This is a genomic window from Paenibacillus sp. PK3_47, from assembly GCF_023520895.1.
GTDB lineage: Bacteria > Bacillota > Bacilli > Paenibacillales > Paenibacillaceae > Paenibacillus_AQ.
Genome location: NZ_CP026029.1, coordinates 1,967,208 through 1,982,551 on the forward strand (window position 1 = coordinate 1,967,208; position 15,344 = coordinate 1,982,551).

Sequence of the window (15,344 nt, forward strand, 5' to 3'; positions counted from 1 at the left end):
GTTTATTTTTTCAGATGATAAGGCACAGTAGTCACGATAACATCGCTGCGGAACAGCAAATGCGCTCGGATCAGCAGACTCGACTGGTTATGCAGGATGTTATGCCAGCCTTTTTTCGGAATGAACTGGGGAATAATGACCGTTACTTTATGATTCAGCTCGGCTGCTTTCCAGTTCACCGTATCAATGAATTTGGTAAGCGGCTGAATGATGCTGCGGTATGGCGTATACAGGGTCACCAGACGCACGTCCGGCTGCCACTTTTTCCACTTCTCCTCAAAGGCGGCTTCCTCTTCCCTCTCAAAAGGCACGTACACGGCAATAATCTGCTGCGGATTCAGCGATTTGGCATACTCCAGCGAGTTCTCAACGACATGCGTAACCCCGGCGACCGGCACGATAATGACATTGCCTTCAATTTTAATGGTTTCCTCACAGGTAGTTATTCTAAGCTGATCCGCAATCGCCTCGTAATGCTTATGAATCCGGTGAAAAATCAGCAGTAGAATCGGCAGGAATACAAACACCGGCCACACCTGCGTAAATTTGGTCATGAAGAACATCATGGTTACAATAAAGCTGATCAGCGCACCCACCGTGTTAATAATGAACTTCGGCATCCAGCCTGCCGGCTTTTCCCGGAGCCATTTCACCATCATCCCGGTCTGGGATAACGTAAAGGGAATGAACACACCGACCGCATATAAAGGAATTAACTGCTCTGTCTCTCCCTCAAATACATAAATCAGGAGCATGGAGAGCACCCCGAGGATGATAATGCCGTTGGAATACCCCAGCCGGTCCCCCCGCATCGTGAACATCCGCGGAATGAACTTATCCTTGGCCAGATTTACAGCGAGTAAAGGAAATGCGGAATACCCGGTGTTAGCGGCCAGAATCAGGATTAAGGCAGTAGTTCCCTGTATAAAAAAGTACATCGCATTCCGTCCAAAGGTCTGTTCCGCAATTTGTGAGACGACAGTGACGTCAGCACGGGGTGCAACGCCATAATAGTAGGCCAGCACCACAATTCCGGAGAACAGGACAGCCAATAATCCACCCATGGCGAGTAAGGTTTTGGCTGCGTTGGACGCCTGCGGACTTTTGAAATTGGGAATGGCGTTCGATATCGCTTCTACCCCGGTTAACGCCGAGCTCCCGGAAGAAAATGCCCGCAGCAGCAGGAATAAGCTGATCCCCGCCACCGGAGTGCCCAGAGGTGTATGCAGCTCTGCCGGGACGTTACCTGACAGAATATTATACAGACCTGTACCGATCAGAATGAATAAGGCCAGCACGAACAGATATACCGGATAAGCCAATACGGAGGCCGATTCCGTCACACCTCTCAAGTTCAGGATCGTAATCAGGAGCACGAAAATAATGGCGATCATCACTTTATGCTCATGCAGACTCGGAAAAGCGGAAGTGATCGCATCTGTTCCTGCCGATACACTTACAGCCACCGTTAAAATATAGTCCACTAACAGTGAACCGCCGGCAATCAATCCAGGGTAGCGGCCCAGATTTTCCTTCGATACAACATAGGCTCCCCCGCCGTGGGAGTAAGCAAAGATAATCTGCCGGTAGGATAAAATTAATGCAGTAAGCAGTACCAATACGCCAATCGCAATCGGAATCGAGTACCAAAAGGCTGCTGCGCCTATGGTGACCAGGACAATCAAGATCTGTTCCGGACCGTACGCCACGGAAGACAAGGCATCGGATGACAGAATGGCCAGTGCCTTCTTTTTGTTTAATTTTTGCTCCCCTAATTCGGTGGACTTCAAAGGCCGGCCGATCAGGAATCTTTTTAAAAATGAGATCATGGTTTCTTCACCACTCCTGTGAATAAACAGAATAAAAAAAGACCACAGAACAACATTCCGTGACCGAACACTTCACATGACAGCTCCGCTCTCTCTATGCGTACGGGTTAGATGCCATGTTCTATCAGACGTTTCCGGTTCAGATGCACCTTCTCCAGAAACTGGCTGAGCAGCTGATTGAATATTTCGGGCTGGCACAGGTTGCTGGGATTTAAGGCGTCCGGAATGACGGCAAATTGTGCATGCGGCACCTGCTCCGCCATGTCTTTCATACAAAGAACACCGTATTCCATACCATCTCCCGCCAGAAATAACGCAGGATGAGGATATCCCTTATGAAAAGGGGCAGCATCCGGCCGGGCCATCGCCAGTCTTTGCTTATACAGCTCGCGCGGACGTTTCTCCAGCATGCTGCTGCGGATCACCTGATAGGCCAGCCCCCACCGCTGATACATCAGACGTATGGAAGGCAGCACCAGCTCGCTGGGCGCATAATAGGTGAACCAGCTGCAATAGGCTGCAGCCACCTGAAGCTTATCGATCAGGGAGAAGGAGGAAGAATCCCCCCGGCAGAAGCTGTCCGCGACCACCACCGCTTTGACCCGTTCGGGATATTCCCTGGCAATATACTGTGCAACCAGACCGCCGTAAGAGACGCCGACAAACACTGCATCCCGCAAGTTAAGCTCGTTCAGCAGCATGATCAGATCCGTACCCTGTGTCTCAATAACCTTCTCTTTGGATTGCATCAGCCTGCCCGACTTCCCGTTTCCCCGCAAATCACACAGGATCACCTGATAGTCCTCGGAGAAAAACTCCAGCTGGGACTTGAACATCGTATGTGTCAGACCGTGTCCATGAATAAATACAATTGGCTGGCCGCTCCCTTCCCGCTCATAGTAGAGCGAAGTTCCATTCAGGATTGCAACTGCCAAGCTCATCACCTCATATCAGTTAAAAAAAAGTCCAAACGGAAAACCACCCTGCCCGCATATCACGGGCAGGGTGCATAATCTAATCCCAAACACAGTCTAGCATTTAGAATGTTAATGTAGGATTAGGGATTCCATCAGAGTATTAAGATTGCATTAAGATCCGGCGGAAAAACGGGCTGCTTTGTACTACCGGCGCGGGCCTTCCCTTACGCCTTACGGACAGGAGGCGAGTAGAACACATCCGCATGCATATGCTGAATTTCGTCCCAGTTGGCGGGATTGGCCGAATCCGGCAGGCGCTGCTCCAGAATAGCCTGATACAAGGCCGTTTTTTGTTCCAGATGGGCCACATGCCGTTTGGCTTCTTCGAGCTGGGCAAGTGCCGCTTCTTTATGCTCCATAATGAGTGCGAAGCGCTGCGGAATCGTCTCATCCCCTTCGAGGCAGAGATCGACGTACGTTTTGATGGCTTCAATCGGCATCCCGGATTGCTTGAGGCATTTGACGCCATGCAGCCAGTTGACTGATTCTTCGTCGAACATCCGGATGTTGTTGTGATCGCGCTGCAAGCTTGGCACCAGGCCTTTATCTGTGTAAAAGCGCACGGCATGCTCAGTGAGTCCCGTTAACCGGGCGGCTTCTTTGACTGTATACATAGGAAAACTCCTTGGTTCATGAATTTTTATAAAGGCCGCTTGACTTCGTGTAACACGAAGGTCTTAAGCTGATTGTAATGCAAGCCCGCCGCAAGCGGAAGCCCCGCTGCAGTATCTCCTTCCCGGGATACGCGCCGTTTGCTGCCCTACATTTAAATCACTAGGAGGAATTACAATGCAGACCGTAACATTGAACAACGGAGTTGCTATGCCAATCATCGGCTTCGGCGTCTACCAGATTCCTGATGCTGAAGAATGCGAAAATGCGGTATATGAAGCGCTGATGACCGGCTACCGCCTGATCGACACTGCCGCAGGTTATCTGAACGAGGAAGCGGTCGGACGCGCAATCAAGCGCAGCGGCGTACCGCGTGAGGAGCTGTTCATCACGACCAAGCTCTGGGTTCAGGACGCCGGCTACGAGAGTGCCAAGCTGGCCTTTGCGAAATCCCTGAACAAGCTCCAGCTCGACTATCTGGATCTATACTTAATCCACCAGCCGTTCGGTGATTACTATGGTGCTTGGCGCGCGATGGAAGAGCTGTACCGCGAAGGCAAAATCAGGGCGATTGGCGTCAGCAACTTCCTGCCCGACCGTCTGATGGACCTTATCGTGCATAACGAAATCGTGCCTGCCGTCAACCAGGTGGAGACGCATCCGTTCTACCAGCAGAGTGAAAGCGCCGCTTTTATGAAAGAACAGGGCGTGCAGCACCAGTCATGGGCGCCGTTCGCTGAAGGACTGGGTAATATGTTCGGCAACGAAGTGCTGGCCTCAATCGCAGGCAGACACAGCAAGTCCGTCGCCCAGGTCGTGCTGCGCTGGCTGGTTCAGCGTAATATCGTCGTGATTCCAAAATCAGTGAGAAAAGAGCGGATCGCTGAAAATTTCGCCATTTTCGATTTTGAGCTAAGCGCAGATGAACTCGCGGAAATTTCCGCGCTTGATACCGGGAACACGCTGTTCATGTCCTATCACGATCCGGTATTCGCCAAAATGCTGGGTACCTTGAGAGTCGATTTGTAATATATTTCATCCTAAAAAAAACAAACCTTAATACGGCAAAAAAGCCGTCCTGTATTTACAGGACGGCTTTAACTATTGAAGAGGAGGTTAGCAGCTGCATCGTTTATTTCTGGAAAAGCGTTATTGCATTCCTCCAGCCTCCGGCTGAAGTAATATTCCGCGATTGTTCCGCGGCATAGGACTCGCACAGAAAACCGGATACTTGGCGTCCGTCTGCCAGCTCAATTCTGCCGATTCCCAGAGGCGCCGGTATGGACGCTGTGAAATGTCCGAAGGACGCCGCTGACATCTTCCACAATTCCAGGCGGATGGCAGCTCCATTGCCGGATGTCCTTATCAGCCCCGGCTTTGGCGGACTTGTCGGCAGCATGTATAGTTCATATACAGCGGCCGTTTCAGACTCTTCAAGGAACTCGGCACCCAGTTCAAGCATCTGCCTTTCCAAGGGCATCTCCCGCATATGGAGACCGCATACGGCAACTGTCACGTCCTTTGTTTGGCTTGTCAGTGCGCGGGCAGCTGCTCCAAGATTGGCTTCCTTCTCCGGCAGGGTGAACAGAGTAATGCCAAAAGGCAGCCGTTCTTCTGCTTCACCCGCCGGGATCGAAACGGCACTAAGATCAAGCAGGTTGCAGTGATTGGTGTAGAGACCCATTTTGCTGTTGGCAGCCACAGGATCAGCTGCAACCTGCTCCCGTGTCCATGTGCCGCCTGCTGTCGGCAGGACCAGCACGGCATTGTTCAGCAGCCTGCGGACCTCGCCGCGGATTTCAGCAAGCCTGTGCTGCGAACGGAATAAAGCCGCTGCTGTAAAATCCGCCCGCGAACCCGAGCGGAGGATCTGCTCTGTAACCGGCAGCGCGGAGCCGGGATGGCTTGAGATGAAGCTCTCCAGATCCGCCCAGCGTTCCGCTACCCACGGCCCTTCATAAAGCTGCGCTGCTGCTTCCTGGAACAGTGAAATGTCGGCTTCTTCCACTTTATGCCCTGTTTGAACAAGTCTCTGTTTCGCCCGTTCCCAGGCTTCGGAGTAAGCCTCGGCAAAAGGACCGAAGAATTCCAAAGGACCCTTAGGAATCAGGAACACTTCCGGCATGGCTGCGCGCCCCAGCGGACGGCCGGCAGAATACGGATCTGATGGCAGATGGCCGCGCACCTGTCCGTCGACAGACTCTGCGTCTTCTATTACACGCGCGAATACCGTAACACAATCGAGACTCCGGCAGGCCGGGATCACCCCCGAAGATGGCCAAGCGCCCAGGGCTGGCTTGTAGCCGATCAGTCCGTTCAAAGCAGCCGGTACCCGTCCTGATCCCGCTGTGTCTGTCCCCAGCGCGAAAGCCGCTTGCCCCCGGGCAACAGCAACAGCAGAGCCGGAGCTGGAGCCGCCGCTGATAAGCTCCGGTCTAAGCGCATTATGCGCCGCTCCATACGGACTTCGTGTACCGACTAGCCCTGTAGCGAACTGGTCCAAATTGGTCTTGCCTACCGGTATTGCTCCTGCTGCAAGGAGACGTTCCACTACGGCTGCGTGTTGGCCAGGCTCATAGCTGAAGTCCGGACAGGCAGCGGTGACCGGCCATCCCGCCACTTCAATATTATCCTTCACTGCGAAGGGAATCCCCCACAGCGGAGAATCCTCCGGATTCATTTCCTTCAGGCGTTCCAGATAAGGCCTGATCCTCTCCAGTGCAGGCGGCAGAATCCAGATGGCCATGTCTGCATCCTCCCTGGACCGCTCTATGATAACATCAATAACCTCATCTACCGTAAACCACCCGGAGCGGTAGCCGCGGTGCAGTGCACTTATCGTCACCTGAAAAGGGACTTTATCTGTACTCATGACGCCGCCTCCTCTTGTACCGGATAGATTGCGGCTATAAGATCGCCGGCACGTACCTGATCTCCCGGAGAGACAAATATTTCGGCAATGATACCATCCATCGGTGCCTGCTGCGGGAACTCCATTTTCATACTTTCTTCTATTATAATTGTTTCTCCCTTGCGTACCCGCTGGCCGGGCTCAGCAATAACCTTCCAGACACTTCCCGGCATCAGGCTGTTCACTCCTGCGCTTCCTTCAGGCAGAGAACTGCTTCCTTGAGCAGCCGCCGCTTCCGATTCCGCAATATGCTCGGCAATCCCAAGCTCCTTCCAGCGCTCCCGCTCCTGCTGAAACGCCCCCTGCTGCAGCTCCCGGAAACCCGAGGCCTCGCCTTGAATCGTATCCAGCCATTCCAGATATTCTTTTAACTTAAAGGTGGTTTCTTCTACTTCAACAGTAAATGCTCCCCGCGGAAAGTCTTCTCTCATTTGCAGCAGCTCTTCCTCGGATACCGGATAAAAACGGATCTGATCGAAGAAACGCAGCAGCCAAGGCTTACCCGGCTCGAAATTAGCCGTCTCCCGGAACTTGTTCCACATCTGTACCGTCCGGCCGACGAACTGATAGCCCCCGGGTCCTTCCATCCCATATACACAGAGATAGGCACCGCCAATGCCGACAGCATTTTCAGGGGTCCAGGTACGTGCCGGATTGTATTTAGTCGTGACCAGACGGTGCCGCGGATCAAGCGGAACCGCGACAGGAGCACCCAGATAGACATCCCCCAGGCCCATTACAAGGTAAGAGGCATTAAACACAACATTTGCGACTTCATCAATGGATTCCAGACCGTTCATCCGGCGGATGAACTCCAGATTACTTGGACACCACGGGGCGTCCGGACGTACATTCTGCTGATACCGTTCAATGGCGAGCCGGGTGGCAGGATCATCCCAGGATAAAGGCAGGTTCACGATACGCGAAGGAACTTCAATGGAGTCGAGGGACGGAAGCTCCCGGTCAATGTCCAGGACAAGCGCCGCTGCTTCCTTCACCGTAATCTTTCTGCGGTCCAGATGAATCTGCAGGGAACGGATACCCGGTGTCATCTCAATATATGGGATCAGGCCGCTATCCTGTACAGCCTGCATCAGCACGTAGACCTGGAAACGGTACAGCAAATCCAGCTCGCGTTCCCCGTATTCCACCAGAATATTCTCGTCTCCGGAGCAGCGGATCACAATCCTAAACCGGCGTCCTTCTTCTTCATGGGCCAGCAGCGGCATGTAGCTGCCGGATGAAGCCACAGGCAACACAGGTATTGCAGGAGTATCTTCTTGCTGCCGTTCTGAGCCGATCCAGTCCAGGAAGCTCTCCTGCTCCAGCCATAACTGTTCAGCTTCCTCCACCGTAATCAATTGGAAACGGACCGTATCTCCAGGACGCAGCTGGCCGATCTTCCATAACTCCGCCGTGGCTGTCGTGACAGGGCAGACAAATCCGCCCAGGCTGGGACCGTCCGGTCCGAGTATAATCGGCATATCTCCGGTTAAATCCAGGGCGCCGACTGCATAAGCGTTGTCGTGAATGTTCGACGGATGAAGTCCGGCATCCCCTCCATCCTCGCGGGCCCACAGCGGCGCCGGTCCCACTAATCTCACCCCTGTGCGGGAGCTGTTGAAGTGAACCTCCCATTCCGTCTCTGTCAGCTGCTCCATATAGGCGGGCAGTAAATATTCCTGGGTGCAGTGCGGTCCGGGAATGACACCAATGCTCCATTCCTTTGCCAAAGCTGGACGGGAGATACCGGGCAACGGGTGCATATCCTGTGCGGTGCCTGCCGCAGCTGTACTTGGCTTGATGCGCAGTACGGAACCTGGACGCAATGCGCTGCCGGCATGACCGCCGAAGCCTCCCAGCGTAAACGTCGAGGCACTGCCTAGCGTCAGCGGCATGTCAAACCCTCCGTCAACCAGCATGTACCCGCGCATCCCCAGCTTGGATTCACCCAGGGTAAGCACAGAGCCGGCCGGGGCAATTACCGGCGAATACAGCGGAACCGGAATTCCGTCCAGAGCAGCCCCCATGTCGGCTCCTGTAAGCACGAAGCGGACTTCATCGCGGAAGCGGTAGCTTCCCCCGCGAAGCGTCATCTCCAGCCCCGCGGCCTGTTCCGTATTGCCAAGCAGCCGGTTGCCGATCCGGAACGCCAGCGCGTCCATCGGACCTGAAGGCGGGACACCAATGTCCCAATACCCGATCCGTCCCGGTACATCCTGTACTGACGTCTGGACACCGCCGTCGATAACCTCTATGGCCCGTTCGGCAGAGAGATATCCGTTCAGCATGCTTGTATAGACCAGCCCTTCACGGAAGGAATCCGTCCCGAGAAATGCTGCAATATAAGATTGGTTAGTCGTAATTCCGTATACGCGCAGCTGTTCCAGACTGCCAATCATTTTATGAATAGCTTCTTCGCGGGTGCCGGCGTGTACAATGATTTTTGCCAGCATCGGATCATACAGGGTTGTAACCTGCAGCCCCGGCTGTATCCACGTCTCTACCCGGACCCCTTCCGGCCAGATTACACTGTCGATCCGCCCGTCGCTCGGCCGGAAATCATGATAACAATCCTCCGCATATAACCGCACCTGCAGACTATGTCCCTGAGGCTTCCGCAGCCGTTCCTCCAGCTGATTCAGCTCACCTGCCGCCTCCTGCACCATCCACTCTACAAGGTCAATGCCGCATACTTCTTCAGTAACACCATGTTCGACCTGCAGGCGGGTATTCACTTCAAGGAAATAGTACCGGTCCGCCTCGGGATCGTAGAGAAACTCTACGGTACCCGCATTGCGGTAACCGGCTTCCATGGCCAGCTGTCTTGCACTATCCAGCATTGCTCTGCGCGTCTTCTCCGGCAGAAGCGGCGCCGGTGTCTCCTCAATGATCTTCTGGTTCCGGCGCTGCACGGAGCAATCCCGCTCACCGAGCGCAACCGCTTCTCCGGTGCCGTTGCCGAAGATCTGCACTTCAACATGGCGGGCCCGGGCAATATACTTCTCCAGAAACACACCGCCGTCGTTGAAGTTGGCCGCGGCCAGCCGTGTAACCGAATCATAGGCTTCAGTCAAAGCCGCTTCACTCGGACAGATGCGCATACCGATTCCGCCACCGCCTGCAGTGCTCTTCAGCATGACAGGATATCCGATCTCTCCGGCTTTCCTGACGGCTTCTTCGAGGTTCTGAATCAGGCCGGTTCCGGATAGCAGCGGAACCCCCGCCTGTTCTGCAATCGCCCGGGCCGTGTGCTTGAGCCCGAATAACTCGATATTCCCGGGAGTTGGGCCGATGAACACAATGCCGTTATCCAAGCAGGCTCTCGCAAAAGAAACATTCTCGCTGAGGAAGCCGTATCCAGGATGTACTGCGTCAGCACCCACTTCAAGCGCTTTGCTCAGGATAAGCTCCGCGTTCAGATAGCTTGTTTTTGCTGCCCCTTCCCCGATCAGCAGCGCTTCATCTGCCTGTTCTACATGCAGACTGTCCCGGTCTGCCTCGGTGTAGACAGCAACAGAGGCGATTCCCATCTTCTTCAGCGTACGGATAATCCGCACGGCGATGGCACCGCGGTTGGCAATCAGAACTTTTTTAAACATCGGAACCACCTCCATCCCCATTCCAGATCAATACCTGAGCCGGTGTAGGATTATAAGCATTGCACGGATTGTTAAGCTGAGGGCAGTTGCTGATCAGCACGGTAACCGGAGCAAGGGCAGTCAGTTCAACATAGCGCCCCGGACCAGATACCCCGTCTGCAAACGTCAGCTTTCCATCGGGTGTCACAGGCACATTCATAAAAAAGTTCACATTCGGGGCGAGATCCCGCTTTGTATATTCACTGCGTCCGGACAGCATGAGCATAAATGTGTCACGGCAGTTATGCATCGGCAGCGTGTCGTGCGAGTACCGCACCGTATTGCTCTGGGCGGAGCAGGCTCCGCCCACCGTATCGTGACGGCCGCAGGTATCCGCGGTAATCTTCAGCAGCTCACGGCCGGATTCGGCCAGCAGGACGGAGCCTGCAGTCAAATACAGATTATGCTGATTCGTAATTGTCCGGATGGCGCTGTAATGGTCTCCCGGATCTTCCGTTGAATAAAAGAGTGTGTCAACCGCCTGATTTCCTTCCACATCGACAATCCGGAGAACCTGGCCCGGCAGCAGATCATGCAGCCAGCCTTCCCCGGCCGGAATAATACAATCAACCGCTGCAGACGCAGGGTCCAGTTTACTTAACACAGGCTCAAAAGTATAAGTTGTCATCACAGTCCAGCCCCTCTCATCAGCAAATCGGCATTCCATGTATTCTCAAAGGCTCTTCTGTTCTCCGCGCAGTGCGTTACGCATGGATCATCTTCCTTTACCGCATCTGCCCCGGTTACCTGAATATGAATTTCCGAAGCCGGGTAGCGTGTATCGGGATCCAGCGGATTCGGGGTATTGGAGCATACCAGCAAAAGATCCATCTCCGTGCGGAGCGTTACCGAATGTCCAGCGGTTTCCTGCCGGGCGTAATGCATGGAACCATCCAGCTCACAAATCACTTTGGAGAACAGATTCACCGGAGGGATTAAATCACGGGGTGTCAGCTGGTTCCGGTAGAGTTCAACAATTAAATTCTCGGCACCGCTGCGGTACCATTCATTCCGTTCATTCTGGTAATTGGTCAGCCCGTACTTCTCATCTGTCATTTGTCTCGTTGTGTAACCGGCCAGAGGATCATGCCATCCGGCTGTATCCCGGGTGATAGAGGCCAGCACTCTTCCCTGATCACTCATCAGAACATTTCCCGCCGTCAAAAATGCAGTATGCTGAGCTTTCAGCGTGTCAGGCATGTTATAGCGCTCCGAAGGATACCAGGCGTGGTACAGCAGCACCGACAGATTTGCCCGGTCGCTTTCCGCCGTGAATGTAATGGACTTCCCCTTGGCAATGCGGCCGGACCACTTGCCTCCCGCTTGAATCGTGAATGAGTGCATGAGGATACCTCCTAGTGAATGATAAATAAAAAAAAGCCCGGGAGAAGCTTTCAGAGCACATTGCTGTTGCTCTGTCAGATTCTCCCGGGCTTTTATCCCGCCGTGGACACCGGGTTACAGTCACCCCGTGCGTCTTCTCTCGGACCAGCCGGACAATTCAGTGTCCCGGAACCCTAGAAGACATTCTATAAAGTTTTGATGTCAACAACACTAACACATAAATTTTAAACGGGCAACAAAAAGTTAAATTTTTTCATAAATCAGGCATTTTTATAATAATCATGTTAGGTATTAGAGAAAATTAGAACTTACGTTCCTATTTACAAGCAGAAAAAAAGCCTGTTATAGTCGACTCATTCAATTCGCATGTAAGTTCTTATGACATTTTGTTAATGTGCTGGCGATCGTGTTAAAGAGAGGGAGTTGGAGAACGGATGAAAAATACAGTTACGCTTAAAAGAGATTTATCACTGTCTCATGTCGTTACGATGGGTCTTGCGTGGATGTCGCCGATGATCTTTTTCACCAGCTTTGGAGTCCTGCATGAAAGTTCCGGCGGTATGCTCCTTGCGGCCTATATGCTTGCATTTATCGCTATTTTGTTTACAGCATTAAGCTACGGCCAAATGGCCCGTGCCTTCCCGGTCTCCGGCTCTGCCTACACCTATGTGTCCAAGGCGATGAATCCGTTTCTTGGCTTCTTAGTGGGGTGGGCCATATTGCTGGATTACTTGTTTTCCTGCATTGTGGCAGTCCTGATGTTCGGGGTCAACCTGAATGCCCAATTCCCCGCAATCCCTTCATCCGCCTGGATTATTTTACTGACATTAATCGTCATGATTATAAATATAATCGGGATAAAACCGCTCGCAAACATCAGCAAACTTTTCGTATTTATGCAAATCCTCTTTATTGCCGGCTTCTGCGCCCTGCTCGTCTATAAAGCTCTGTATGGGGGCATTACAGCCGACCTCAATCCGCTGGCGGCACAAGAAGGCGTCTCGTTCTCGGCTATCCTGGCAGGAGCGTCCCTCGTCTGCTTTTCATTCCTCGGATTCGATTCAATCACAACGATGGCTGAGGAAACCAAGGAGCCCAAAAAGACTATTCCACGGGCCATATTGATCATTGTTCTCTCAGCGGGAGTCATGTATTTCATTACAGCGTACCTGATTCAATGGATTGTCCCTTCCTTCGCCTACAGCCATGTGGATTCTGCAGGATATGAGCTGATGCAAAATATCGGCGGAAGTGTGCTGGCGGCAGTATTCACCTTTGTCATTATTTTCTCCATACTATCTCAAGGGCTCTCCTCCATGACTACCGTCACCCGCCTCCTGTTCGTCATGGGCCGGACCTCCCTGTTGCCCGGAAAGTTCGCATCTATCCATCCCAAAACACGTACGCCAGTATTCAATATCGTGCTAATGAGCATTGTCTCACTCTCTGCGCTGTTCATCAGCCTGGAGACTGCCATTAAATTCGTCAGCTTTGGCGCTCTGACCGCCTTCCTGTTTGTGAATCTCTCGGTCATTTCCCATTACATCCTGCGCCAGAAGCAGAGGGCTTTCCGCGATATCCTGATCCGCCTTATCTGCCCGCTGTTCGGCGCCGGATTTGTGCTGTATCTCATTGCCCTGCTGGACTCCGCCTCCCTGATTCTTGGCACCAGCTGGCTGGCAGCAGGCCTTGTCTATTATGGGGTCCGCAGGCTGTCTGCAGCGTCTTTTAGAGAACCGGCTGCGGTTGCGCCGGAGGTTTCGAAGACGTAGCCTCAATGGAAAGGGAATAAAGCATAAGGCTGGACTCAATTAAAAACAGCGGTAGCCTTGGCAAAAAGTCATGGCTTCCGCTGTTTTGTTAAGGTAATGAATTTGTTAATCATTATAAATTAGATATTCTCGTCATATTACTCACTTTATGTACCTGCATACAGAATCATATTCATTTTATAAAAAATATAAAAAAGGCTGTCCAGAAGTCATATCATTGACTTTTAGACCAGCCCTATTTGCTTACTTTAATTTATTCTTAGTTCCAAAGGGTGGTTCCCCACCAGCCTTTAGCAATATTAACAAAAAGGTAATTCCCTCCGCCAACTGTAGGTAATAAGGAGGTATCAATTGTGTGTGGAGTATAAACATATAAAGAATAAGTAGCTTTATTTTTTACCCAGACGTAGTTTTTATAAGTTACTCCATTAGAAGTCACTGTATTCCCAAAATTAATGTTTGTAAATACTTTAGGATATCCAGTTGTCGGAGCTTGATTATATCGGTTTTTCAGTGTAGAGGCTCCACCTGAAATTTGTTGATTAAATCCGCCCTTTGTATAATCATCGCCGCCGTCTGTTGCACCGTATCCCATTGCGTAAAAAAAGCGTCTAGATGAGTACGCTACTGAACCAGGGGTCGCCGAAACTAAGGAAGATTCTTTTTGTAGGGTAGCTAGTATAACTTTAGGGTTTATACCATAGGTCTGCGCACTGCTAGCGATAGATGAAGCGGCGTTAATAGTATCTCCCTTAAAATAGGGTTTGCCAGAAGAATCTAAATAGTAGATCAGTACTGTATCCTTTAGTATTGAATTCTTGGAAGTAAGGAATGACTGGATTGATGCCGAGGTCATGGTTGAACTATTTGTAAATTGAGCGTCTGAAATAAGTTGATTCATATCTATCCCATTAATAATGGTATCCTCATAAACTGTAGTCGATAAAGGAGCAATAAGCAAATTCGTATCAAAAGGAGTGACAATTTCACTTTCTACTCCAATTCCATCAAGTTTCTTTTCCGCCGCCAATTTATTATTATTATATGTCTTAATAACTCTTATCTTTTTTGATTCATCTCTCTCATATACCTGTTTGCCGTTGAAAGCATCTGTAGATTCAATCATATTGCCATCGGTATCATAATGATATTGAATTTCGTTGCCATCACTATGGAATTCATTAATAATTTTTCCAGATTCATCATACAGTAGGATATTAACGTCTTTCTTAATCTTCAAATATTGCCTCATTTCACTAACAGAACTTAGATCATTTCCTTCTTGCGAATTCCCATTTTCCGGTGACGCCAATGTAAACTGTGGTACCATAAGCAAAACAGCAGAGGCAGCGAGAGCAATAGATTTTCTAAAAAAACTAGTAAACGAATTCAAAGAACACACCTTCCTTTTTATATGGTATAATCATAATATTCTAAATATACCATAAAAACCCTTTTATGAGAAAAAAATAAAGGAGAACTCTATGAAAATCAGATTTATTTTCCCTATAATTTTAATTAGCGTTTTGATTTTTACAGCTTGTTCAAAAGGAGCAGACAATAAAGAACAGTCATTGCATAATCAAATCCCAACCACCATTTATATCTCTCTTTACAGAACTGATTCAACTAAAATTCAACCAGAACTAATTGATATGGTAGGGGACTCTCAACTGTTGAAACAATTTTACAATTGGAAAAAAGACGGAATCCAGACTTCCCTGCCTTCTTTTGAAAAAGTTGATCGTATTTATATTCTACAATATTCATACGAAGGAGCCGATTCAAATTCGGAGTATTATATGTACGTAACGGATAACGAAGGGAATAACTATATAAAGCAATTTGAATATAACGATTCCTACGAATCTTATCAGGCTTCTCTAAAAAGGGAAGATATCTTAGATAAGATTGGTTCTGACGACTGGCTTAAAGTCTCTGCCATGGATTTGGTAAATAAAATAAACTTGTAGATTATACAATATGCTGCAATCTCGTGAAAGAGTATCTGACTAATCTCATATACAAAAAAAGTGGTAGTTGTGGATGAAAAAATAAAGATTTAGACTACTACTATTTTATTTAAGTAATTACGCAAAAAAGCATGCAGAGATATGCATGCTTAATGGTAGAGGTAATTCACTAACTAATCCGGTTACATGTCTATTGCACCCAAAAAAGCGAGTGCAATAACCGGGGACACAGCCTTAATTACCCCGTTCATTATAAACACATCATCATTTAACTAATTAATACCT

General features: G+C 50.4%; 11 protein-coding genes and 1 riboswitch. Of the genes, 3 read left to right on the forward strand and 8 right to left on the reverse strand.

Features of this window, described 5'->3' with window-relative positions; genetic code table 11:
- Nucleotides 1-2 precede the first annotated feature (2 nt).
- The 3 genes from C2I18_RS08830 to C2I18_RS08840 all read right to left on the reverse strand — a co-directional run bounded on the left by C2I18_RS08830 (nt 3) and on the right by C2I18_RS08840 (nt 3,420).
- On the reverse strand, nt 3-1,829 hold the full coding sequence (locus C2I18_RS08830; protein WP_249900861.1) for an APC family permease: 1,827 nt from the start codon (nt 1,827-1,829) through the stop codon (nt 3-5).
- A gap of 107 nt (nt 1,830-1,936) precedes the next feature.
- Complete coding sequence (locus C2I18_RS08835; RefSeq protein WP_249900862.1) at nt 1,937-2,764, reverse strand: alpha/beta fold hydrolase; 828 nt, start codon at nt 2,762-2,764, stop codon at nt 1,937-1,939.
- 206 nt (nt 2,765-2,970) lie between these two features.
- A complete protein-coding gene (locus C2I18_RS08840; protein WP_249900863.1) occupies nt 2,971-3,420 on the reverse strand; it encodes a MerR family transcriptional regulator in 450 nt (149 codons plus the stop codon).
- A 175-nt stretch (nt 3,421-3,595) separates the two neighbouring features.
- Between C2I18_RS08840 and C2I18_RS08845 the strand changes: the two genes are divergently transcribed.
- On the forward strand, nt 3,596-4,447 hold the full coding sequence (locus C2I18_RS08845; protein WP_249900864.1) for an aldo/keto reductase: 852 nt from the start codon (nt 3,596-3,598) through the stop codon (nt 4,445-4,447).
- A gap of 103 nt (nt 4,448-4,550) precedes the next feature.
- On the opposite strand, the gene atzF is transcribed toward C2I18_RS08845, so the two are convergent.
- The 4 genes from atzF to C2I18_RS08865 are packed head-to-tail and all read right to left on the reverse strand — an operon-like array spanning nt 4,551 to nt 11,314.
- Complete coding sequence (atzF, locus tag C2I18_RS08850) at nt 4,551-6,290, reverse strand: allophanate hydrolase (protein ID WP_249900865.1); 1,740 nt, start codon at nt 6,288-6,290, stop codon at nt 4,551-4,553.
- Nucleotides 6,287-9,931, reverse strand: coding sequence for an urea carboxylase (uca, locus tag C2I18_RS08855; RefSeq protein WP_249900866.1), 3,645 nt, complete (start codon nt 9,929-9,931; stop codon nt 6,287-6,289). The genes atzF and uca overlap by 4 nt, the downstream gene beginning before the upstream one ends.
- Nucleotides 9,924-10,598, reverse strand: coding sequence for an urea amidolyase associated protein UAAP2 (locus C2I18_RS08860; RefSeq protein ID WP_249900867.1), 675 nt, complete (start codon nt 10,596-10,598; stop codon nt 9,924-9,926). The genes uca and C2I18_RS08860 overlap by 8 nt, the downstream gene beginning before the upstream one ends.
- Entirely contained in the window at nt 10,598-11,314 is a 717-nt protein-coding gene (locus C2I18_RS08865; protein ID WP_249900868.1) for an urea amidolyase associated protein UAAP1, read from the reverse strand. The genes C2I18_RS08860 and C2I18_RS08865 overlap by 1 nt, the downstream gene beginning before the upstream one ends.
- Before the next feature lie 79 nt (nt 11,315-11,393).
- A riboswitch (guanidine-I (ykkC/yxkD leader) is annotated at nt 11,394-11,502 on the reverse strand.
- 246 nt (nt 11,503-11,748) lie between these two features.
- On the opposite strand from C2I18_RS08865, the gene C2I18_RS08870 reads away from it, so the two are divergent.
- Nucleotides 11,749-13,086: an APC family permease gene (locus tag C2I18_RS08870; protein ID WP_249900869.1), complete on the forward strand. Its 1,338-nt coding sequence runs from the start codon at nt 11,749-11,751 to the stop codon at nt 13,084-13,086.
- A 259-nt stretch (nt 13,087-13,345) separates the two neighbouring features.
- Here C2I18_RS08870 and C2I18_RS08875 read toward each other — a convergent pair whose 3' ends face one another.
- The gene (locus C2I18_RS08875) at nt 13,346-14,479 is read right to left on the reverse strand and encodes an RHS repeat domain-containing protein (protein ID WP_249900870.1); all 1,134 of its coding nucleotides are present in this window, start codon (nt 14,477-14,479) and stop codon (nt 13,346-13,348) included.
- Between the two features lie 91 nt (nt 14,480-14,570).
- Here C2I18_RS08875 and C2I18_RS08880 point away from each other — a divergent pair, with 91 nt between their 5' ends.
- Nucleotides 14,571-15,059, forward strand: coding sequence for a hypothetical protein (locus C2I18_RS08880; protein WP_249900871.1), 489 nt, complete (start codon nt 14,571-14,573; stop codon nt 15,057-15,059).
- Nucleotides 15,060-15,344 lie beyond the last annotated feature (285 nt).

What these genes read in the sequence shown, in the direction of transcription:
- C2I18_RS08830 (WP_249900861.1), bottom strand. Translation starts at nt 1,829, where the DNA reads ATGATCTCATTTTTAAAAAGATTCCTGATCGGCCGGCCTTTGAAGTCC.
- C2I18_RS08840 (WP_249900863.1), bottom strand. Translation starts at nt 3,420, where the DNA reads ATGTATACAGTCAAAGAAGCCGCCCGGTTAACGGGACTCACTGAGCAT.
- C2I18_RS08845 (WP_249900864.1), top strand. Translation starts at nt 3,596, where the DNA reads ATGCAGACCGTAACATTGAACAACGGAGTTGCTATGCCAATCATCGGC.
- atzF (WP_249900865.1), bottom strand. Translation starts at nt 6,290, where the DNA reads ATGAGTACAGATAAAGTCCCTTTTCAGGTGACGATAAGTGCACTGCAC.
- uca (WP_249900866.1), bottom strand. Translation starts at nt 9,931, where the DNA reads ATGTTTAAAAAAGTTCTGATTGCCAACCGCGGTGCCATCGCCGTGCGG.
- C2I18_RS08860 (WP_249900867.1), bottom strand. Translation starts at nt 10,598, where the DNA reads ATGACAACTTATACTTTTGAGCCTGTGTTAAGTAAACTGGACCCTGCG.
- C2I18_RS08865 (WP_249900868.1), bottom strand. Translation starts at nt 11,314, where the DNA reads ATGCACTCATTCACGATTCAAGCGGGAGGCAAGTGGTCCGGCCGCATT.
- C2I18_RS08870 (WP_249900869.1), top strand. Translation starts at nt 11,749, where the DNA reads ATGAAAAATACAGTTACGCTTAAAAGAGATTTATCACTGTCTCATGTC.
- C2I18_RS08880 (WP_249900871.1), top strand. Translation starts at nt 14,571, where the DNA reads ATGAAAATCAGATTTATTTTCCCTATAATTTTAATTAGCGTTTTGATT.